Source organism: Streptomyces sp. NRRL S-37, assembly GCF_000721605.1.
Taxonomy (GTDB): domain Bacteria; phylum Actinomycetota; class Actinomycetes; order Streptomycetales; family Streptomycetaceae; genus Streptomyces.
The window spans coordinates 102,201-121,336 of the sequence record NZ_JOIZ01000012.1; the positions used below are offsets into that span (position 1 = coordinate 102,201).

Sequence of the window (19,136 nt, forward strand, 5' to 3'; positions counted from 1 at the left end):
AAGGGGGAAAGCAGCGGCCGGGCACCCGTACAACGGGAGGCGGGCGAGGGAGGTTCAACGGAAGGTCCGACTCCCGGGCCGGAGCGTCACAGGGGGCCTTCCGGGGCGGTCCCGACCACCCCGGTATTTTCTGATTGGCGCCGGTGTGAGTGTGTTTTTCCCGTCGGTGTGAACCAATGCGTGCCCGTACTCGTTGGATCTTTCGGATTCCGTCGGGTCCGCCGGACGTCACAACGGGCCGTCCGGCCGGCCGCCCGTCGATTCCGCTCCGTCCGGGTGAGGAGGGCAGCAGCAGCCATGGTCCGCTTCGAAGTGCACCTCTCCGACGAGGGGTTCGCCGGCATCGACGGGGAGCCCCTGGTCCCCGACGCGGGCCGGTCCGTGCACGAGGCCGTGCTGGACCGGTTGCGGCAGTACGCGGAGGAGCGGGGCGCTCCGGTCGAGGCGACGGTGAACGACGGACCCGGCACCACCCACTTCGTCCTCCAGGTCGCCCCCGACGGCTCCAGCCACGTGGTCATCCCGGCGGACCCGGATCCGGACCCGGATCCGGACTCGGACCCGGATCCGGACCCGGACTCGGACCCGGATCCGGACCCGGACCGGCCCGTCGCGGGGGCGCCGCCCTCCGCTCCGCTGCCTGCCGGGCTGGCCGAACCCATCACCCGTATCAACGCGTTGACGTCCGACGGCCGGCTCGACGAGGCGTCCGCCGCCGCGACCGCGCTCCGCGAGGACCTGACGGCCTCCCTGGGCGCCGAGCACCCGGACACCCTGGAGGCGAGGGCGATGGAGGCGTACCTGGCCCATCTGCGCGGCGACCACCGCGAGGCCACGGTGCTGGCCCTGGACGTGGCCCGGACCCTGTGCCGGACCGGTGACGCGCAGGCCCCCGCGGCGGTGGAGCGGGCGGTCGCCGCCTGGCGGCGGCTGGACGACGACCGGACCGCCGTCCTCCACGGACGCGAACTGCTCGGCCTGTGCGACAGCCTGCACGGCACGGACCCGCCGCCTCCCGGCCACGCCGAGCTGACCCGCCGGGTCCGCAGACGGCTGGAGAAGCTGACGGCCCGGTCCACGGGGTCGTCAACCGCACGTCAAACGGACGTGGAACGTTCCCAGTGAGACTCCCTCCCACGGAGGCCCCGGCCCGCGGTCCCCCCATGACCGGGCCCGGACACCCCAAGGAGCGGGAGCACACCATGAACGTGACGGTCATCGGGTCGGCGAACGCGCCCTCACCCGAGGAGCGGGCGCTGCGTGACCTCTACGTGGAACACGGCCCGGCGCTCTACGCGTACGTGCTGCGCATGCTGGGCGGCGACACGCACCACACGGAGGACGTCGTCCAGGAGACGCTGCTGCGCTGCTGGGCCAAGCGGAACCTGGCCGACGGCGAGGGCATGGCCGTACGCCCCTGGATGTTCCGCGTCGCCCGCAACATCGTGATCGACGCGCACCGTATGCGCACGGCCCGGCCGGTGGAGATCGGCGGCGCCACCTGGCTCGCCGAACCGGGCGCCGAGGCGGACGACGTCGACCGCGTGCTGTCGTCCATCGTCCTGCGCGACGCCCTGGACGCCCTGACCCCCGTTCACCGCGAGGTCCTGGAGGCCACCTTCTTCGCCGACCGCAGCACCCGGCAGGCGGCCGACGCCCTCGGCGTCCCCCAGGGCACGGTGAAGTCCCGCGTCCACTACGCCCTGCGCAGCCTCAGGACGGTCCTGGAGGAGCGCGGGGCGCGCTGAGCGGGCCGGCAGTGCCGTCCGCCCGCGGCCGCATGAGCGGCTGACAGGTTCTTCAAGAGTTCTTCATCGGCTCCGTCCTACGGTCGGTCCGCCCGCCGCGTCCGCGGACGGGTTCGGCAGGAGAGCGGGAGAACCGGTGAGGGCGAATCGGGTACTGCCGGCCGCGGCGGCCTCGGTCGTGGCGCTGGCGTTGACCGGCTGCGGGGGCGACGAGGGCGACCCGGACATCCCGACGGCCGCGAGCGGCGGCGCGGCCACGCCGTCCGCCGGCTCGGACGCGCAGGGCGGCGGGGACGACGTGGCCGCCTATGTGGAGGCGCAGCGCACGTATGTGAAGTGCCTGCGGGAGAACGGGGTCGACGCCCCGGACCCGGACGAGAAGGGGACCATCGACTTCGGTGACGACCGGGACCTGAAGAAGGACGCGACGTTCCGGGCGGCCACGGAGAAGTGCGCCGAGCACCTGGCGGCCGTGCCCGAGAGCATCGAGAAGGGCAACCAGTCCGAGCTCACCGCCGAGCAGATCGAGGTGAAGCAGCGGTACGCGACGTGCATGCGGGAGAACGGCGCCGCCGACTTCCCCGACCCGGGCCCCGACGGCCTCGGACAGGGTGAGTGGGACCAGAGCTCCGCCGGCGCGAAGCGGGCCATCCGGATCTGCGGGCCGATCGTGGGCGTTCCGGAGAACCCGGGCCCCGGCAAGGGCTGACCGTGGCGGATACGGTGACACGGATCGATGACGAGTCCGAGGCGGTGCCCGGACCGCCGCCCGGCGGACGGGGACGGCGTACGGCGCTGATCGCCCTGGCCGTGGTCGTCGTGGCGGCGGTCGCCGTGGTGGGCGCCCCGGGCCTCGGCGGTGGTGAGGACGAGAGCGCGGGCGCACCGCCCCGGACCGGTTCGCTGGTCGAGGTGGTCCGGGCCACGCTGACCGAACGCACCGAGGTGGACGGCCGGCTGGGGTACGGCACGGAGATACCGTGACCGGGCTGCCCGAGACGGGGACCACGGTGAAGCGCGGCGGCACGCTGCTGCGGGTCGACGACCGGCCGGTGGTGCTGCTGTACGGGTCGCTGCCCATGTACCGGGACCTGGGGCTGACCACCACCGCGTCCGGGGGCGGCACGGCGTCCGGGGGTGACACCGTGCCCGGGGGCGGCACGGGGTCCGGGGGTGACACGGCGTCCGGCGAGGGCAAGACGGACGGCGGAGCCGGTGGTGGCGGCGGCGCCGCGAGCCCCTCCGCGCAGCCGGCGCCGACGGGCACGGGGAACGCCGCGGTGACGGAGCTCAAGGGCATGGACGTCCTGCAGTTCGAGACGAACCTGGCCGCGCTCGGCTACACCGGCTTCACGGTGGACGAGACGTTCACCCGCAAGACGGCGGACGCCGTCGAGCGGTGGCAGAAGTCGCTCGGGATACCCGAGACCGGCAGGGTCGGCATCGGGGACGTCATCTACTCCGCCGGTGAGGTGCGGATCGGCAGGCCGGGCGTCCGGCTGGGCGAAGCCGTCACCGGGAACGCCCTCACGTACACCGGGACGACGCGCAAGGTCGTCGTCGACGCCTCGGCCGCCGACGCCTCCTGGGCCGTACGCGGCGCGGCCGTCCGGGTCCGGCTGCCCGACGGCAGGACAGTGGAGGGCGAGGTGGCGTCGGTGGGCCGGCAGGCCAGTGCGCCCGAGGGCGGCTTTGGCGAGGACGGTTCGGGGCAGGGCGGGGCGACCGTACCGGTGACCGTCACCATCGAGGAGCAGAAGTCCGTGGGACGGCTGGAGAGCGGCCCCGTCACCGTCGAGTACGTCGTGGTCGAAGCCGAAGACCCGCTCGATGATCTGCGCCCGGGTGAAGACCCGGCCCGGCTCCCGGGCCAGCGCCTCCAGGACGGCGAACTCCTTGGCGGTCAGCGCGACGGGCTGCCCCGCCACCCGCACCTCGAAGCGCGCGGTGTCCAGCACCACCGCACCGACCCGCAGCACCGCGGGCTCCGCCGCGCCGGCGGTCTTCCGCGACCTGCGCAGCAGCGCCCGTACCCGCGCGGTCAGCTCACGAGGGCTGTAGGGCTTGGTGAGGTAGTCGTCGGCGCCCAGGTCGAGACCGAGGAGCATGTCCTCCTCGGTGGTGCGGGCGGTGAGGAGGAGAATGGGAACATCCGACTCGGTCCGCAGGATGCGGCACACGTCGAGCCCGTCGACCAGCGGCAGCATCACATCGAGCACGATGAGATCGGGTTTCGACGAGCGGGCCTTCTCCAGCGCCGCCCGGCCGTCCCCCACGACCTGCACCGCGTTGCCTTCCCGCTCCAGGTAGATCCGGACCAGCCGGGCCTGCTTCTCGTCGTCCTCGGCCACCAGAATCCGAGCGCTCACCGATTCTCCCCCAGCAAGATCCACCGATCCCTCGAACGCTAGTACACCCGGCCCACGCCCGCCCGCGCTCTGCGGCGCCGGCTCAGGACTCTTCACCCTGGGCGTCGTCCGGGAGAACGGCGGTGTCCCCGGCCGGCGGGGCCTCGATGGTCACGGGCCGGTCGATGTCGAGGAAGGTGACGGTCAGGTCGAGCGGCTTGCTGCCGGTGCCGGTCCGCCACCGGAACCGTTTGGCGCGGTGGTCGCCGTCGATCCACAGGTCCATGGTGAGGGTGTCGGGGACACGCAGCCCCATGAACTGGTCGAGGCCTTCGACCAGACGTTCCCGGGCCGCCTCGTCCGGAGCGGCGTCGAGGGCGGCGCGCAGACTCCCGGAGGTGACTGTTCCCCTGTAGTGCGTGGTCCTGGTGCCGTCGACCGTCTCGGTCCCGACCGCCCGCACGTCCTCGGACCCGGTCAGGAGGGTGGACTGCACGACCGGGCTGCTCTCCAGCTGACGGGGCAGTACGCCGTGGGAGTCGTTGTCCACGGTGAGGCCTCCCCACACGGCTGGGTCCGCCCTGAACCAGCTTTTGCCCTGCACCGCCTTGCCGACGTACATCACCTCGTCGACGAACCGGACCGGCAGCGGGCCGTCCCCGTCCCGGCCGGCCGTGCTCAGCTCCATGCTCATCGCCGGTGGATCCGTCCTCATGAACGCGTCGGCCTCCAGCCGGCCCGTCTCCGGTACGGTCCCGGTGACCCGGTAGTGGAGCGACGCGATGTCCGCGGAGTTCGCCGCCGCCTCGGCCACGGCCGTCGCGGGCGTCACCCCGGACGGCTCCCCCTTCCCGGAACCACTCCCGCCCTCACTCCCGCAGGCCACCGCTCCCCCCGCGGCCAGCACGACGGCGCACACCGCGCTCACCACTCCGCGCGATACGGAAACACCCGACGAATTCCCCACCATTTCCCCCCGGCGAAAACCTGATCGACCTTTGTCAGGGCCGTGAGCGTATCCCGGCGTGTGTCCCGTGATCGCTGGATTTCCGCGAGGCGCACGCGGCAGAAGTGGTGTCACCGACCGTGTCCCACAAGGCCGGGACGCGGAGGAAGCCGGAGGCCGACGGCCGTCACCGGCCACGGACCCGGGCCGGCGTTCCGGATTCCGGCTCTTCGGCTTTTCGGCTCTCGCGTGGCGAGAACCGGACCTCGCCAGGGGTCAGGCCGAAGCCTCGTCGGTCGGCTGAGGCACGGCGTACGGGCGCAGAACCATCAGCGAGTCCTCCGAGGTGGCCACCATGGCGAAGGGGAACCGATCGAGTTCGAGGCAGAGAGCGACGTCATCGGGGTGGGTTCCTTGGCGCACGTCCTCCGTCAGCTCGGTGGCGGCTCGTGACGCGCCGGCGCGGCGGAGGAACTCGGCCGCGTCCGTCCTCCCGGCCTCGGTGGCCCTCCGGGCGATGTACTGGGCGCACGCCAGATCCTCATCGGCCCGCCCGTCCTCACCGGTGACCACGAACGTGACACGGTCGCACGCGCGTGTCCGCAGGAGCCGAGCCGTCGCCTCCGCCACCACGAAGCCGGCGCACAGCACCAGCGACGCGTCCCTGACCGCGAGGGCGCCGACCGTTCCCGCCGTGGTCTTCTGCACGACGGTCCGTCCGCCGAGGTCGACGGAGCGCAGCAGGCCCGGCGAGTTGACCATGTCGAACCCGGGCGCCGGCGCACCATCCTTGAGCGCCACCCAGTCCGGGTGGCGAGCCTTGAGCGCCAGGGCCTCGTCCAACGACTCGGCGAGAACGATCTTCTCCGCCCCCCGGCCGAAGGCCCAGGCGGCCACCGTGCAGGCACGCATGACATCGACCACGACCGCCACGGACGGGACTTCGGCCAGCTCGGAGATGCCGAGGAAACGAGCGTCCATCCGGTCATGATCACGCATACCCGGCCCGAAGCGCCCGGACGGTGATGCGCATCACGCCGACGGCACGGGGTCACCCGCACAGGGGCAGGCTCCATGACACGCAGACGAAACAGGTCCGGGGCCTACTCGCATGAGTAGCCTCCGGGCCTGTCGTTTCTCTGTCAGGGTGGCGGGATGTGAACCCACGACCTCTTCGCCCCGAAACAACTTGGGTGAGGGCTCGCCCTGTGACTGGTGTGCTCATCACCTGCGCTGATGGTCTGCTGACGTCCGTGCTCGTCCGCCGCTGTCCGTCAGCGTCGTCACGCAGTCGGACACTCACCGACTGATCGCACGATGCGGTACAGCCGTGGCCTGTTCGGTGCCGACCGAGCAGGGAACGGCACGGTGGACGTAGTGATGGGTCACTCCCCATAGGGGATGCGCACGAAGCCGTCCTCCCAAGTGTCATCGTCCAGGGAGTGGGGGACGATGACGAAGCACTTGGGTTCGTCCCGGAAGCCCGGTAGCAGACGGGCGCGGGCGATGCGTTCCTCGGCCTTCTCTTCCGTCGAGTAGATGCCCAGCAACTTGACGTCGTCGCCGTCCTGCTCATCGATGAAGACGCCGTCCTCGTCGATGTGCACGGTTGCCCCGTCAGGCCCGGCCTCGTTCTGGTGGCCTACATGCCACAGGGGATAGACGATCACGCGGCCAGGCTAGCGAGCGATGGGACACAGGGGCCGTCACGCCGATGCCATCAGCTTGGGAAGCCTGGGTTCTCGGTGGCAGGCTCTGCTTGGCTGAACTGCGGCGGAGCAGGCAGGTGGCCTGACAGACCGGCGGCCTGGCCCCCGCCATTCCCCGTGGTCCCCACACGATCTGGCACGCGTCCGGCACGAGCGCGGCTGATGGCGGGCGTGACCACCGCCGAGGGCCTTGACCATGTGGCATACGGTGGCCACCTCGCCCTGACCGACGCGGACGGCTCCGGGGAAGGGCGGTCTTGGTCCGGCGGGTGATGCTGTCCATGTCGGGCAGGCCGAGTGCGGACAGCGCGTATCCGCTGGAGGCGAGGATGAACTCCCGGCGTTCCACGTCGCTCCTTCCCAGATGCAGGACTGATGCCACATCCTCACCCGGGAGCTGGACCCGTACGGGATCTGCGTCAACACGGTCATGCCCGGAGCCATCCGGTCGAAGCCGAGAACGCCCTCCCCGCCCAGCACCGCGCACGGCCGGAGGACCAGATCAAGCGCCAGTGCGTCCCGCGCCGTGGCCGGCCCAGGCCGCCGGCGGCCAGGGCGTCGTCCCGCTGAATCCGCCGGGCTGACCGCAGCCCCTCAGACAGGCTCCGGGAGCGAACCGAGATGCTCGATGACCCGCGCGCGCAGAAGGAGGTACTCCTCCCAGCGGCGGGGCAGAGGGCCCGGCGGGCGCTCAATGACACGAGCAGCCGTGACAGTCTGTCCACGCTGGAACTGCTCAAGCGTCAGGTCGAGTTCCACACCACTGGGCAACCGGTTCCACCAGTGGAAGCCATACTGGGTCCCGTCGAGGTGCACCTCCCCGAGCATGAGATCACCGCCGAAAACGTCGTTGACGATCAAGGCCGTGATGTCGCACTGCCCCCAGGCCGGGTTGCCGGGCTCCCAATCGGCCTGGTCGTCGGGCGAGCAGGTGTCGGCGGCCCAGCTGACACGCAGGGCCTTGTCGAGATCGAGCAGGTTCCAAGGAGTCATGCCGCCAGCATCGCAGCCACCACTGACACCGGACATGGCGAGATCCGCCACCGCACCGGCCTCACCTGCTACTTCACTGTCGGGGTGGCGGGATGTGAACCCACGACCTCTTCGTCCCGCAGCAACTTGAGTGAGGACTCTGCCGTGCACTGGCATGGCGCTTAGCAGCACTGATGGCCCGCGCTCGTCCGCCGTTGTGCGTCGGCGTCGTCACGCAGTCGAACACTCACTGCCCGGACGGTGGCGCTGACCACGGATCATGTTGCTGGAGTGCGTCGAACTCGGTGAGGCCGAACCTGCTTGCGGCGGTATGCCGTTCCCGAACCTCTGACCACGTTCTGGGACGGTAGCCCGGCCCACTGCAACCGCACGAGTGGAAGGTGATCCCGGCTCGAAGAACGGCCTCAAGGGTGCGCCAGCCCCGCTTGTCCCTGCGGCGCGGAATGGCCACGTCGAAACCGGCGTTGATCATTGGCTGACAGCAGCGAGGACAGAGGTGATCGCCGGACGGCTTCAAGCCTTGCTTGAACGAAGACCGGCAAGCCAGACAAACGAAGTGGCGCTTGTAGACAGCCGCATACCGACACATCCCCGCAGCGTAGCGAGAGCCATCCGTCCCCGGCCATCGAGTAGCAGTGGCGTTCTGGCCACCGCTTGAGGAGTTCGGCCTGAGTCCGCTCAGGTAGCTGTCATCGACTGGTCCGGTAGTCGGAGGGTGTCGCTGGTGTGCGCCCCTGTTCGGCACCGTTGATGTCAGCCGTGGATGTCAGGCGCCTTCTCGTCCGTGGCTCCAGCCAGATCGATCAACGAAGGCATCCTCGGCCGCCACGGCCGAGGATGTGCCGGTGCAAGCCTTTGGCCACCATGTGCTACCTGGTAGCACTGGGTGCTACCTTGGGTGGTATGAGCGTTCAGCCCGAAATCACCCAACGGGATCTGCGCAGCCGGTCCCGAGAGATCATGGACGCCGTACAGAGCGGTCAGTCGTTCACCGTCACCCGCGACGGACATCCGATCGGCCGGCTCGTCCCGATGCGGCGACGCCGTCGGTTCGTCTCCCGCCAGGAGTTCGCCGCGATGTCCAGGACCGCCCCCGGCATCGACCTTGAGAGGTTCCGCGCCGATCAGGACGCCACGGCCGACACCTACCCGGACGATCCCTATGACCGTTGACCGCTCGACATATCAGCAGGGCCTCCTCGACACCAACATCATGATTCTGCGCCGCTGGGTGGCCCCCGAGGAGCTGCCGGACGAAATGGCGATCACCGCCATCACCCTGGCCGAGCTGTCCGCCGGTCCGCACGAGGTCCGTCGCAACGACGAACAGAGCGGTTACGACGAACATGCCGAACGCGCCCGCAGGCTCGACGTCCTGCAACGCGCCGAGAACGAGTTCGACCCCATCCCCTTCGACGCCGAAGCGGCCCGCATCTACGGCCGTATCTGTGCCGCAGTGATCGGCGCCGACCGCAAGTCGCGCCGCCGGATGGCCGACCTGATGATCGCTGCCATCGCCGTGGCGGAGAACCTTCCCCTCTTCACCACCAACCCCGACGACTTCAAAGGGCTGGACGACCTCCTCACCGTCGTGCCGGTCACCCGTCCGAGGGTGCCCCACGAAGGCTGATCGACGGGATCAACGCCGACGAGTGGACGCCCCGGGAGCTCCGGCACAGCTTCGTGTCCCTGCTGTCCGACCGCGGCGTCCCGCTGGAAGTGATCTCCCGGCTCGTCGGGCACTCCGGGACGGCCGTGACCGAGGAGGTCTACCGGAAGCAGATCCGGCCCGTGATCCAGACCGGCGCCGTGGTCATGGACGGCATCTTCGGCACACAGGAACGACGGCCGTAGACACGCGGATAGCGATAGTCACGCAGATAGACACGCAGGCAGAAACAAGAAGACCACCGCGTAACGTTACGCGGTGGTCTACCTGCTACTACGGCTGTCGGGGTGGCGGGATTTGAACCCACGACCTCTTCGTCCCGAACGAAGCGCGCTGCCAAGCTGCGCTACACCCCGATCGTCGCTGCTCTCGCGGCGACGACGTTTACTTTAGCCCACTGGGGGCCCGAGACGAAATCCGGTTTTCGGGTGGCGACGGACCGGGTTCGGGCGGGTGTGGTCCAGGGCCACGAGGAGGACGGCCAGGGCGTAGCAGGCGAGGCCCAGGAGGAGGGCGTTGGCGAGGACGTTCCGGTAGCCGTGCCGGGCGACGTCGAGGAAGGGGTAGAGGTAGCGGGCGGGGGAGCCGGGGAGGAGTTCGCCCCGAGCCAGGGTGAAGGCCAGGTAGGCCAGGGGGTACAGCAGCCAGGTGGCGGTCTGGCGGAGGCGGGTGCGGGCCGACGGGGTGAGGAGGAGCCAGTCCAGCAGCGCGGCGAGGGGAAGCACCGTGTGCAGGGTGTGGGCGGCGAGCGGCTCCAGCCAGGCTGCCGTCCCGGTGGTCCCGTCCGTCATCGAGAAGCGCGGTGTCCCGTCCGTCAGGAGGATGTGGTGGACCAGGGACGCCGTGAGCACGTACAGCAGGGCCGCTCCCGTGATCGCGCCCGGCAGGGGGTGACGGGCGCTCCAGGCGCGGCGGGCCGAGGCGAGCGTGACCACGGCCAGCAGGGCCGCGCTCTGGACCGCGAAGTAGCTCAGGACCCGGGCCGGGTTGCCGAGGAGGGTTTCGACCAGCACCGCCCCCGCCGCCAGCAGCGCCAGGAGCAGGCGGTACGTCGCTGCCAGCGGGCGGCGTACCGGGGGTACGACGGCTCTGGCGGGGGCGAAGAGGGCGGCCGACGCCGGATGTGTCCGCGGCAGGGCGGGGATGTCCGGGAGGTCCCTGGGTATCGGGGCGGTCATGCACCCCAGCGTGGGCGGATGTCCGGTCCGGGGCGATGTGGGTGGGCCGAACGGGTGGTGTCGGTTCCGGCTGAGGCGGGGGTGCCGGCCGGGCTGAGGTGGAGGTGTCAGCCCTGGCTGAGGTGGGTGGTGCCGGTTCCGGCCGGGACGAGGGGTGCTGGTCCCGGTCGGGGCGGGTGGTCTCGGTTCCGGCCGGAAGAGTGGGCTCGGTCCGGCCGGGACGGTGGTGTCAGTCCCGGCCGACCAGGGTCAGCAGTGTCGCCTCCGGGGGGCAGGCGAAGCGGACCGGGGTGTAGCGGCTGGTGCCGCAGCCCGCGGAGACGTGGAGGTAGGAGGTGCGGCCCTCGGACGTGTGCGTGGACAGGCCCTTCACGCGGTCCGTGTCCAGGTCGCAGTTGGTGACCAGAGCGCCGTAGAAGGGGATGCAGAGCTGGCCGCCGTGGGTGTGGCCGGCCAGGACCAGCGGGTAGCCGTCGGCCGTGAAGGCGTCCAGGGCCCGCAGGTACGGGGCGTGGACGACGCCCATCGAGAAGTCCGCCCCGTCGGAGGGGCCGCCCGAGACCTCCGCGTACCGGTCGCGCTTGATGTGCGGGTCGTCCAGGCCGGTCAGCTCGATCGACGTGCCCTCGATCTTCAGGGTGCCCCTGGTGTTCGTCAGGTTCAGCCAGCCGGCCGCGTCGAAGCCGTCCCGCAGGTCCTCCCACGGGTTGTGGATCACACCGGGCGGCCGGGCGTTGCCGTTCAGACCGTGGCGGCCCTGGACCTTCTCGACCAGGTAGCGGGCGGGGTTGCGCGGGGTGGGGCCGTAGTAGTCGTTGGAGCCGAAGACGTACGCGCCCGGGAACTCCATCAGGGGGCCGAGTGCGTCGAGGACCTCCGGCACGCCCTCGGGGTCGGACAGGTTGTCGCCCGTGTTGAGCACGAAGTCGGGGCGCAGGCCCGCCAGGGAGCGCAGCCAGCGCTGCTTCTTGCGCTGGCCGCCGACCATGTGGATGTCGGAGACCTGGAGCACGCGCAGGGGGCGCATCCCGGACGGGAGGACGGGGACGGTCACCCGTCGGAGGCGGAAGGAGCGGGCCTCGAAGCCCGCCGCGTACAGCAGTCCGGCGGCGCCGGCCGCCGTGATTCCCAGGGGGATTCCGTATCGCGCGCGCATGGGCCCATCGTGTCAGATCCGACGGGGTCCCTCCGAACGGCCCGGGGAGCCCCGGGGGAACAGGGGCCTTTAAATCAGGAGGCGTTCGTCGTCGCGCACCTGCGACAATCGAGCCATGACCACGCTCAAGTCGAAGCTGCAGGATGACCTCAACGCCGCGATCAAGGGGCGCGACGAGCTCCGCTCCTCGACGCTCCGGCTGACGCTCGCCGCGATCACCAAGGAGGAGGTCGCGGGCAAGGAGAAGCGCGAGCTCTCCGACGACGAGGTGCAGAAGGTGATCACCCGCGAGGCGAAGAAGCGCCGCGAGGCGGCGGAGGCCTTCGCGCAGGGCGGCCGCTCCGAGCAGGCCGAGCGGGAGAAGGCGGAGGGCGAGGTGCTGGCGCAGTACCTGCCCAAGCAGCTGTCCGACGAGGAGCTGAGCGCGATCGTCGCCCAGGCCGTCGAGGAGGCGAAGGCGGCGGGCGCGGAGGGGCCGCGGGCCATGGGCGCCGTGATGAAGATCGTGAACCCGAAGGTGGCCGGGCAGGCGGAGGGCGGCCGGGTCGCCGCCGCGGTGAAGAAGCTGCTGGCCGGCTGACCGCGACGGTTCCAGTGCCGGTGCCGGTGCCGGTCGCGGCCGGCTGCTGAGCCGCGCGTACGGTCCGCCGCGTACGGCCGGCTGAACACAAGCGCGTACGGCCTGCTGAGCCCGGTCCCTCGTACTCCGGTCCTGACATCGGAACGGCCCCTTCCCCGGCACTGGCGGGGAAGGGGCCGTTCGGCGTGTCCGGCTGCGGCCGGGACCGTCAGTCGCGTCCTCCGGGGCCGGTGCCCGCCCCTCGGATGAAGCCCTCCGGGGCGGAGAAGCCCGGGTTCGGCTCGTTGTCCCCCGTGCCGCCCGATCCGTTGCCGCCCCCGTCGCCGCCGTTGCCGTTGCCGCCGCTGATCAGGCCGCCGATGAAACCGCCGTCGCCGTTGCCCCCGTTGTCGCCGTTGTCGCCGTCACCATTGCCGGGGCCGGGCTTGTCGCGGTCGTCCTCGTTCTTCTCCACCGGGTCGGGGATGTGGACGTCGACGAAGGACTCGGCCTCCTTGCCCTCCAGGGCGCCGGTCATGGCGTCCTTCCAGATGGGGCCCGGGGTGTCGGAACCGTAGACGAGGTCGTGGTAGACGCCGCCGATGGTGATGTTCCGCATCTTGACCTGCTGGGTGGCGCTGCCGACCCAGACGGCGCCCGAGAGGTTCGGCGTGTAGCCGACGAACCAGGCGTTGCGGCGCTCGTCGGTGGTACCGGTCTTGCCGGCGCTGTCCCGGTCGGAGAGGCCGGCCTGCTTACCGGTACCGGAGTCGACCACGCCCTCGAGCAGGGCGTTGACGGTGTCGGCGGTTCCCTCCGACATGGCCCGCGAGCAGGTGGACTTCGGTACTTCGAGGCTCTTCTTGGTCTTGCCCACCTGCTGCGTGACCGCCTCGATGGCGATGGGCGTGCAGTACATGCCGCGGTTGGCGAAGGCGGCGTACGCGGACGCCATGGTCAGCGGGGAGACGGACTCGGTGCCGAGGGCGATCGACGGGACCTGGGGCAGTTCCTTGCCGCTGCCCTGGCGGACGTGCAGCTTCTCGGTCATCTTGGTGACCGGGCAGAGGCCGATGTCCGCGACCATCTCGATGAAGTAGGTGTTGACCGAGAGGGCCATCGCCTCCTTCAGCTGGTAGGGGCCCTTCTCCGACTCGTTCTCGTTCGGGATCTTGGCGCCGTCTTCGTTGGTGTAGGGCTTGCCGCACGTCTGAATGGGGCTCGGGACCGTCAGCTCGTACGGCGAGGGGTACTCCTGGGTCGCCGGGCGGCCCTCCTCGAGGGCGGCCGCGGCCACGAACGGCTTGAACGTGGAGCCCGTCGGGAAGCCGTTGCTCGTGCCCAGCTTCTGGTCGGCCGAGTAGTTGATCACGGTCTCGTGCTGCTTGGCGTTGGTGCCGTACGGCTTCGACTGCCCCATCGCCACGATCTTGCCGGTGCCGGGTTCGACGAGGGTGGCCGCGGCGGCGACCTCGTCGCTCTCGTTGACGTGGTCCTTCAGCGACTGCTGGACGGAACCCTGGGCCTGCGGGTCGAGCGTCGTGCGGATGGTCAGGCCGCCCTGGTTCCAGACCTTGACCCGGTCCTCCTTGGTCTTGCCGAAGACCGGGTCGTTGAGGAAGACGTTCCGCACGTAGTCGCAGAAGAATCCGGCGTCGTTGACCGCGGTGATGCAGCCGTTCTTCGGCTTGCTGACCTTCAGGCCCAGCGGGGCCTGCGCGGCCTTGTCGGCCTCCGCCTGCGAGACGGCGCCGACCTGGGCCATCCGCTGGAGGACGACATTGCGCCGCTTCGTCGCCTCCGCCTCGTCGTTGACCGGGTCGTAGCGGCTCGGTGACTGGACGAGGCCGGCGAGGAGGGCGGCCTCCTGGAGGGCGAGGTCCTTGGCGTGCTTGGAGAAGTAGCGCTGGGAGGCGGCCTCGACGCCGTACGCCTGCTGGCCGAAGAAGGTGATGTTCAGATAGTTCTCGAGGATCTTCTTCTTGCCCAGCTCCTCCTCGACCTGGATCGCGTACTTCAGTTCGGCGATCTTGCGGCCGATGGTCTGCTGGGTGGCCTGCGCGACCTTCGTCGGGTCGTCGCCCGCCTCCTCGACGAAGACGTTCTTCACGTACTGCTGCGTGAGCGTGGACGCGCCCTCGGAGACCTCGCCGCTGCGCGCGTTCTTGTTGAGCGCGCGCAGGACGCCCTTGAGGTCGATCGCGCCGTGCTCGTAGAAGCGCGAGTCCTCGATCGCGACGATCGCCTTCTGCAGGTACGGCGAGATGTCCTTGAGGTCGACCACCGTGCGGTCACGCGAGTAGACGGTGGCGATCTGGCCGCCGTCGGCGTCGAGGATGGTGGTGCGCTGGCTCAGCGGCGGTGTCTTGAGGTTGGCCGGGAGCTCGTCGAAGCTCTCCACCGATCCCTTGGCCGCCAGGCCCAGCGCACCCACCGCGGGCAGCGCGATGCCGGCCATGACGGCCCCCGCGAGGACACTGACACCGAGGAACTTGGCGGCCTGCTGTGCGGGGGACAGACCACCGCCCGAGCGCTTCTTTGGCATGGGAGCAGCCTACGTTCTCATTCGCCGGACAAGCGTATATGCCTTGGCCTAAGCTGCTCTCAACTGTCACAGCAGTGAGGCCACGTATCAATACGTCCGGCGACCCCGAATCGTTCCGGATCTTCTCGAGTTTTTTTCGTACGCGCGTGCGTCGGGGGATGGTGGGCCCGTGTCCGGATCCGCCTCGTGTGTCATGCGGTGTCCGTTGTGACGCAACTGAACTGACCTGAAATGCCGGGTTCATCGCACATGTCGTCCCCTCACTCCCCCGGGTGATCTGCCGCTTACCCATAGTCCGTTCGGACCATTCAAGATTGGGCCCGCTGGGGGTGTTGCGCTGTGCCCACCTTCCGTAACGTCCTCAACTGGCGGCGGTGAATATGCCGCTGCCGCCGTGGGGGAGCCTCGATTCGGGAGAGGACGGCGCCGGTATGGGCTGGGTTACCGACTGGAGTGCGCAGGCTGCCTGCCGCACTACCGATCCGGATGAACTGTTCGTTCAGGGAGCAGCGCAGAACAGGGCCAAGGCGGTGTGCACCGGATGCCCGGTACGCACCGAATGCCTGGCCGATGCGCTCGACAACCGCGTCGAGTTCGGCGTATGGGGAGGCATGACGGAGCGTGAGCGCCGCGCACTGCTGCGCCGGCGGCCGACCGTGACCTCCTGGCGCAGGCTGCTGGAGACCGCGCGCTCGGAGTACGAGCGGGGGCCGGGCGTCGTACCGCTCAACGACGACGAGGTGTACGAGGACTACGCGGCGGTGAGCTGAGGGCCCTCGGGGCTCTCGCGTCCTCCCGTTTCCTCTTTTCCCCGTGGTCCTGGCGGTTCTGGCGGCCCTGGCCTAGGGCGTTTCGGGCAGCTCCGGCCGGCCGGCCGCGAGCCGGTCGCCGATGTCCCGCAGTCCCGCGAGGTCGTGCACATCGCCGGGCAGCGCGGCCACCTCGGTCACCGCCACCTCGGGGTGGAGCGCGGTGAAGCGGTCACGCGTGCGCTGCTCGCGGGAGAGCAGCCGCATCCGCTCGGCGTGCAGCCTCAGCAGGCCCGCGGTGAGCCGGTCGACGGACCGGTCCGTGCCGGTGTCCGTGGCCTCAGGACTGTCGGTGTCAGCCGTGTCTTCGGTGTGCGCGGGGGATTCGGCACGACCGGGAGAGCCGACGGGAGCCAGGGATTCTGAACTGCCGTACATTTCGGGAGAGTTACGAAGTCCAGCTTTCCCGTCCACCTGATCCACAATGCCGGAGTCCTCAAGATTTTCCGCGGCGGCCAGCGCCCGCTCGGCCGACAGCCGGTCCGCGCCGCTGCCGTGCACCCGGTTGAGCACCAGCCCGGCCAACGGCATCTCCTCCGCCGCCAGCCGCTCCACGAAGTACGCGGCCTCGCGCAGCGCGTCCCGCTCCGGGGCCGCCACCACCAGGAACGCCGTCCCGGGCGCCTGGAGCAGCTTGTACGTGGCGTCCGCGCGCGTACGGAACCCGCCGAACATCGAGTCCATCGCGGCCACGAACGTCTGCACGTCCTTCAGCAACTGGCCGCCGAGCACCTTGCCCAGGGCGCCGGTCATCATCGACATCCCGACGTTCAGGAACTTCATCCCCGCGCGGCCGCCGACCTTCGCCGGGGCCAGCAGGACGCGGATCAGCTTGCCGTCGAGGAAGGACCCGAGCCGCTTGGGGGCGTCCAGGAAGTCCAGCGCGGAACGGGAGGGCGGGGTGTCGACCACGATGAGGTCCCACTCGTCCCGGGACCGCAACTGGCCCAGCTTCTCCATCGCCATGTACTCCTGCGTGCCCGCGAAGCCCGCCGAAAGCGACTGGTAGAAGGGGTTGCCCAGGATCGCGGCGGCCCGGTCGGGGTCCGCGTGCCCTTCGACGATCTCGTCGAAGGTGCGCTTCATGTCGAGCATCATCGCGTGCAGTTCGCCGCCCGCGGAGTCGTCGATGCCCTTCACCCGGCGCGGGGTGTTGTCGAGCGAGTCGATGCCCATGGACTGGGCGAGGCGGCGGGCCGGGTCGATGGTGAGGACCACCACCTTGCGCCCCCGCTCGGCCGCGCGCAGACCGAGCGCCGCCGCGGTGGTCGTCTTGCCGACCCCGCCCGAACCGCAGCACACCACGATCCGGGTGGCGGGGTCCTCGATCAGCGGATCGATGTCGAGCGTGCGGGTGGGGGAGAGACGGTGGCCAGCCGGGTCCTGGGCCTGCGCCGGTTCCGGACGACGACTCATGACATCCCCTGCTTCCGGTGCTTCCGACTCGTGACGGGGCGGGTACGGCGGTGGCCGCGGTGGTGGCCGCGGTGGTGGTGACGGTGCGTGGCGGGGCCGGTACGACGGTGGTGACGGCGGTGGTGACGGCGGCCCGCGCGGGGCCGGGACGTCCGGGCGCGGTGCCCGGTCATGACATGCCCTGCTCGCGCAGCTCCCTGGCCAGCCGGTACAGGCCGGCCAGGTCCATGCCCTCCGCGAGCAGCGGGAGCTCGTGCATCGGCACGTCGAGGTCCGCCAGCACGGCGCGCTGCTCGGTCTCCAGCGCGTACCGCTCGGCGTACTCCTCCGCCTGCGCGAGCAGCGGGTCCACCAGCCGCTCGGCGTGTCCCCCGCGCCGCGCGCCACCGAGGCCGGCGGACGACAGTGCCCGCGCGATGGAGGAACGAGGGACCGCCGTCACGAGTTCCAGCCCGTCCCCGTCCAGCACCTCCGGCCGGACCATGTTCACCACGACCCGCCCCACCGGCAGCCGCGCGGCGCGCAGTTCCGCGATGCCGTCGGCGGTCTCCTGGACCGGCATCTCCTCCAGCAGCGTCACCAGGTGCACGGCCGTCTCCGGCGATTTCAGCACCCGCATGACCGCCTGCGCCTGATTGTGTATCGGGCCGATCCTGGCGAGTCCGGCGACCTCGTCGTTGACGTTGAGGAAGCGGGTGATGCGGCCGGTCGGCGGGGCGTCCATCACGACGTGGTCGTAGACGAACCGCCCGTGCTTGTCCTTGCGGCGCACCGCCTCGCACGCCTTGCCGGTGAGCAGGACGTCCCGCACACCGGGGGCGATGGTGGTGGCGAAGTCGATCGCGCCGAGCTTCTTGAGGGCCCGGCCGGCGCCGCCGAGCTTGTAGAACATCTGGAGGTAGTCCAGAAGGGCCAGTTCGGCGTCGATGGCGAGGGCGTACACCTCGCCGCCTCCCGGAGCCACGGCGATCTTCCGTTCCTCGTAGGGCAGCGCCTCCGTTTCGAAGAGTTGCGCGATTCCCTGGCGGCCCTCGACCTCGACGAGGAGCGTCCGCTTCCCCTCCGTGGCCAGGGCCAGCGCGAGGGCCGCGGCCACCGTGGTCTTGCCGGTTCCGCCCTTGCCACTGACGACCTGGAGCCTGCTCACGTCTTCGAGCCTAAAGGCTTCCCCCGCGCCCCGGCGGCTCCGGGTGGCGGTTCCCGGACGTCGCGCCCCGCGCGAGGGGGCGGGACGGGGGCCGCGTCCCGCGCGGGCGGCGGCTAGAGTCGGCCGCATGACCAAGTGGGAATACGCGACTGTGCCGCTGCTCGTCCACGCGACGAAGCAGATTCTGGACACCTGGGGCGAGGACGGCTGGGAGCTCGTCCAGGTCGTGCCCGGGCCGAACAACCCCGAGCAGCTGGTGGCCTACCTGAAGCGCGAGAAGCAGGCGTGAGCGCCGTCGAGGCGAAACTGGCCGATCTGGGCCTGAGCCTGCCGGAGGTCGTCCCGCCGCTGGCCGCGTACCAGCCGGCCGTGCGGTCGGGGCGGTACGTCTTCACCGCCGGCCAGCTGCCCATGGTGGAGGGCAAGCTTCCGCTGACCGGGAAGGTCGGCGCGGAGGTCACCCCGGAGGAGGCGAAGGAGCTGGCGCGCACCTGCGCGCTGAACGCCCTCGCCGCGGTCAAGTCCGTCGCCGGGGACCTGGACCGGGTGGCGCGTGTGGTGAAGGTCGTGGGCTTCGTGGCCTCCGCCGCGGACTTCACCGGTCAGCCGGCCGTCCTCAACGGCGCGAGCGAGCTGCTCGGCGAGGTCCTCGGCGACAAGGGCGTCCACGCCCGCAGCGCGGTGGGCGTCGCGGTTCTGCCCCTGGACGCTCCGGTGGAGGTCGAGATCCAGGTGGAACTCACGGAGGCGTAGCCCCCGCTCATGGAGGCGTGGCCCCCGGCCGGCTGCCGGGAGCGGACGACGGGGGGCTCCTTCCCGCGCCCCCGGCTCCGGCAGGGCCGTACCGGCCGTCGAGGCGCACCGCGCGGGAGATGCCGGTGCCGCCGCCTCACCGCGGCGGCCGACGCCGGAC

The 19,136-nt window shown here is 70.6% G+C and carries 19 protein-coding genes, 1 tRNA gene and 3 pseudogenes; 12 read left to right on the forward strand and 11 right to left on the reverse strand.

Features of this window, described 5'->3' with window-relative positions:
- Nucleotides 1-297: 297 nt before the first annotated feature.
- The 5 genes and pseudogenes from IH50_RS41695 to IH50_RS42650 all read left to right on the forward strand — a co-directional run.
- Nucleotides 298-1,125 carry a hypothetical protein gene (locus IH50_RS41695; RefSeq protein WP_051767369.1) on the forward strand — a complete coding sequence of 276 codons (828 nt, stop codon included), beginning with the start codon at nucleotides 298-300 and terminating at the stop codon, nucleotides 1,123-1,125.
- Nucleotides 1,126-1,202: 77 nt separating this feature from the next.
- A complete protein-coding gene (locus IH50_RS0118790) occupies nucleotides 1,203-1,748 on the forward strand; it encodes a sigma-70 family RNA polymerase sigma factor (RefSeq protein WP_030863183.1) in 546 nt (181 codons plus the stop codon).
- A 136-nt stretch (nucleotides 1,749-1,884) separates the two neighbouring features.
- Nucleotides 1,885-2,457, forward strand: a complete 573-nt coding sequence (locus tag IH50_RS0118795; protein ID WP_030863186.1) for a hypothetical protein — start codon at nucleotides 1,885-1,887, stop codon at nucleotides 2,455-2,457.
- Nucleotides 2,458-2,471: 14 nt separating this feature from the next.
- A complete protein-coding gene (locus tag IH50_RS42645) occupies nucleotides 2,472-2,732 on the forward strand; it encodes a hypothetical protein (protein WP_234328200.1) in 261 nt (86 codons plus the stop codon).
- A 314-nt stretch (nucleotides 2,733-3,046) separates the two neighbouring features.
- Nucleotides 3,047-3,130 (forward strand): annotated as a pseudogene (locus IH50_RS42650) (hypothetical protein); the annotation flags it as partial.
- 411 nt (nucleotides 3,131-3,541) lie between these two features.
- Here the strand turns inward: IH50_RS42650 and IH50_RS39880 are convergent.
- The 5 genes and pseudogenes from IH50_RS39880 to IH50_RS0118825 all read right to left on the reverse strand — a co-directional run.
- Nucleotides 3,542-4,117, reverse strand: a pseudogene (locus tag IH50_RS39880) (response regulator transcription factor); the annotation flags it as partial.
- Nucleotides 4,118-4,199: 82 nt separating this feature from the next.
- A complete protein-coding gene (locus IH50_RS0118805) occupies nucleotides 4,200-4,928 on the reverse strand; it encodes a hypothetical protein (protein ID WP_030863189.1) in 729 nt (242 codons plus the stop codon).
- Between the two features lie 390 nt (nucleotides 4,929-5,318).
- Nucleotides 5,319-6,023, reverse strand: a complete 705-nt coding sequence (locus tag IH50_RS0118810; protein WP_030863193.1) for a 2-phosphosulfolactate phosphatase — start codon at nucleotides 6,021-6,023, stop codon at nucleotides 5,319-5,321.
- Between the two features lie 404 nt (nucleotides 6,024-6,427).
- On the reverse strand, nucleotides 6,428-6,712 hold the full coding sequence (locus tag IH50_RS0118815; protein WP_030863196.1) for a DUF7336 domain-containing protein: 285 nt from the start codon (nucleotides 6,710-6,712) through the stop codon (nucleotides 6,428-6,430).
- 633 nt (nucleotides 6,713-7,345) lie between these two features.
- Entirely contained in the window at nucleotides 7,346-7,744 is a 399-nt protein-coding gene (locus tag IH50_RS0118825; protein ID WP_030863199.1) for a YunG family protein, read from the reverse strand.
- Nucleotides 7,745-8,647: 903 nt separating this feature from the next.
- Between IH50_RS0118825 and IH50_RS0118830 the strand changes: the two genes are divergently transcribed.
- From IH50_RS0118830 to IH50_RS39900, 3 genes and pseudogenes are all read left to right on the forward strand, one after another.
- The gene (locus tag IH50_RS0118830) at nucleotides 8,648-8,917 is read left to right on the forward strand and encodes a type II toxin-antitoxin system Phd/YefM family antitoxin (RefSeq protein ID WP_030863201.1); all 270 of its coding nucleotides are present in this window, start codon (nucleotides 8,648-8,650) and stop codon (nucleotides 8,915-8,917) included.
- Nucleotides 8,907-9,374 carry a type II toxin-antitoxin system VapC family toxin gene (locus IH50_RS0118835; protein WP_030863205.1) on the forward strand — a complete coding sequence of 156 codons (468 nt, stop codon included), beginning with the start codon at nucleotides 8,907-8,909 and terminating at the stop codon, nucleotides 9,372-9,374. Before IH50_RS0118830 ends, IH50_RS0118835 begins: the two co-directional genes overlap by 11 nt.
- Nucleotides 9,374-9,598: pseudogene (locus IH50_RS39900) on the forward strand (tyrosine-type recombinase/integrase); the annotation flags it as partial. The gene IH50_RS0118835 and the pseudogene IH50_RS39900, both read left to right, overlap by 1 nt.
- A gap of 97 nt (nucleotides 9,599-9,695) precedes the next feature.
- Here IH50_RS39900 and IH50_RS0118845 read toward each other — a convergent pair.
- The 3 genes from IH50_RS0118845 to IH50_RS0118855 all read right to left on the reverse strand — a co-directional run bounded on the left by IH50_RS0118845 (nucleotide 9,696) and on the right by IH50_RS0118855 (nucleotide 11,747).
- Nucleotides 9,696-9,769: transfer RNA gene (locus IH50_RS0118845), tRNA-Pro, on the reverse strand.
- A gap of 33 nt (nucleotides 9,770-9,802) precedes the next feature.
- A complete protein-coding gene (locus tag IH50_RS0118850) occupies nucleotides 9,803-10,591 on the reverse strand; it encodes a Pr6Pr family membrane protein (RefSeq protein WP_030863209.1) in 789 nt (262 codons plus the stop codon).
- 229 nt (nucleotides 10,592-10,820) lie between these two features.
- Nucleotides 10,821-11,747, reverse strand: coding sequence for a metallophosphoesterase (locus IH50_RS0118855; RefSeq protein WP_030863212.1), 927 nt, complete (start codon nucleotides 11,745-11,747; stop codon nucleotides 10,821-10,823).
- A 115-nt stretch (nucleotides 11,748-11,862) separates the two neighbouring features.
- Here IH50_RS0118855 and IH50_RS0118860 point away from each other — a divergent pair, with 115 nt between their 5' ends.
- Nucleotides 11,863-12,327: a GatB/YqeY domain-containing protein gene (locus tag IH50_RS0118860; RefSeq protein ID WP_030863214.1), complete on the forward strand. Its 465-nt coding sequence runs from the start codon at nucleotides 11,863-11,865 to the stop codon at nucleotides 12,325-12,327.
- Between the two features lie 208 nt (nucleotides 12,328-12,535).
- Here IH50_RS0118860 and IH50_RS0118865 read toward each other — a convergent pair whose 3' ends face one another.
- The gene (locus IH50_RS0118865) at nucleotides 12,536-14,851 is read right to left on the reverse strand and encodes a transglycosylase domain-containing protein (protein ID WP_030863218.1); all 2,316 of its coding nucleotides are present in this window, start codon (nucleotides 14,849-14,851) and stop codon (nucleotides 12,536-12,538) included.
- A gap of 431 nt (nucleotides 14,852-15,282) precedes the next feature.
- Here IH50_RS0118865 and wblA point away from each other — a divergent pair, with 431 nt between their 5' ends.
- Nucleotides 15,283-15,621 carry a transcriptional regulator WblA gene (gene wblA, locus IH50_RS0118870; protein ID WP_030863222.1) on the forward strand — a complete coding sequence of 113 codons (339 nt, stop codon included), beginning with the start codon at nucleotides 15,283-15,285 and terminating at the stop codon, nucleotides 15,619-15,621.
- Between the two features lie 72 nt (nucleotides 15,622-15,693).
- Here wblA and IH50_RS0118875 read toward each other — a convergent pair whose 3' ends face one another.
- Nucleotides 15,694-17,076: an ArsA family ATPase gene (locus tag IH50_RS0118875; protein WP_030863227.1), complete on the reverse strand. Its 1,383-nt coding sequence runs from the start codon at nucleotides 17,074-17,076 to the stop codon at nucleotides 15,694-15,696.
- 169 nt (nucleotides 17,077-17,245) lie between these two features.
- Nucleotides 17,246-18,223, reverse strand: a complete 978-nt coding sequence (locus IH50_RS0118880) for an ArsA family ATPase (RefSeq protein WP_030863231.1) — start codon at nucleotides 18,221-18,223, stop codon at nucleotides 17,246-17,248.
- 127 nt (nucleotides 18,224-18,350) lie between these two features.
- Here IH50_RS0118880 and IH50_RS41000 point away from each other — a divergent pair, with 127 nt between their 5' ends.
- Nucleotides 18,351-18,512 (forward strand): DUF4177 domain-containing protein, encoded by a 162-nt coding sequence (locus IH50_RS41000; protein WP_003975360.1) that lies wholly within the window; start codon nucleotides 18,351-18,353, stop codon nucleotides 18,510-18,512.
- Complete coding sequence (locus IH50_RS0118890) at nucleotides 18,509-18,976, forward strand: RidA family protein (RefSeq protein WP_030863234.1); 468 nt, start codon at nucleotides 18,509-18,511, stop codon at nucleotides 18,974-18,976. Before IH50_RS41000 ends, IH50_RS0118890 begins: the two co-directional genes overlap by 4 nt.
- Nucleotides 18,977-19,136 lie beyond the last annotated feature (160 nt).

What these genes read in the sequence shown, in the direction of transcription:
- IH50_RS0118855 (WP_030863212.1), bottom strand. Translation starts at nt 11,747, where the DNA reads ATGCGCGCGCGATACGGAATCCCCCTGGGAATCACGGCGGCCGGCGCC.
- IH50_RS0118825 (WP_030863199.1), bottom strand. Translation starts at nt 7,744, where the DNA reads ATGACTCCTTGGAACCTGCTCGATCTCGACAAGGCCCTGCGTGTCAGC.
- IH50_RS0118810 (WP_030863193.1), bottom strand. Translation starts at nt 6,023, where the DNA reads ATGGACGCTCGTTTCCTCGGCATCTCCGAGCTGGCCGAAGTCCCGTCC.
- IH50_RS41000 (WP_003975360.1), top strand. Translation starts at nt 18,351, where the DNA reads ATGACCAAGTGGGAATACGCGACTGTGCCGCTGCTCGTCCACGCGACG.
- IH50_RS0118790 (WP_030863183.1), top strand. Translation starts at nt 1,203, where the DNA reads ATGAACGTGACGGTCATCGGGTCGGCGAACGCGCCCTCACCCGAGGAG.
- IH50_RS0118860 (WP_030863214.1), top strand. Translation starts at nt 11,863, where the DNA reads ATGACCACGCTCAAGTCGAAGCTGCAGGATGACCTCAACGCCGCGATC.
- IH50_RS0118865 (WP_030863218.1), bottom strand. Translation starts at nt 14,851, where the DNA reads ATGCCAAAGAAGCGCTCGGGCGGTGGTCTGTCCCCCGCACAGCAGGCC.
- wblA (WP_030863222.1), top strand. Translation starts at nt 15,283, where the DNA reads ATGGGCTGGGTTACCGACTGGAGTGCGCAGGCTGCCTGCCGCACTACC.
- IH50_RS0118835 (WP_030863205.1), top strand. Translation starts at nt 8,907, where the DNA reads ATGACCGTTGACCGCTCGACATATCAGCAGGGCCTCCTCGACACCAAC.
- IH50_RS0118850 (WP_030863209.1), bottom strand. Translation starts at nt 10,591, where the DNA reads ATGACCGCCCCGATACCCAGGGACCTCCCGGACATCCCCGCCCTGCCG.
- IH50_RS0118875 (WP_030863227.1), bottom strand. Translation starts at nt 17,076, where the DNA reads ATGAGTCGTCGTCCGGAACCGGCGCAGGCCCAGGACCCGGCTGGCCAC.
- IH50_RS0118830 (WP_030863201.1), top strand. Translation starts at nt 8,648, where the DNA reads ATGAGCGTTCAGCCCGAAATCACCCAACGGGATCTGCGCAGCCGGTCC.
- IH50_RS41695 (WP_051767369.1), top strand. Translation starts at nt 298, where the DNA reads ATGGTCCGCTTCGAAGTGCACCTCTCCGACGAGGGGTTCGCCGGCATC.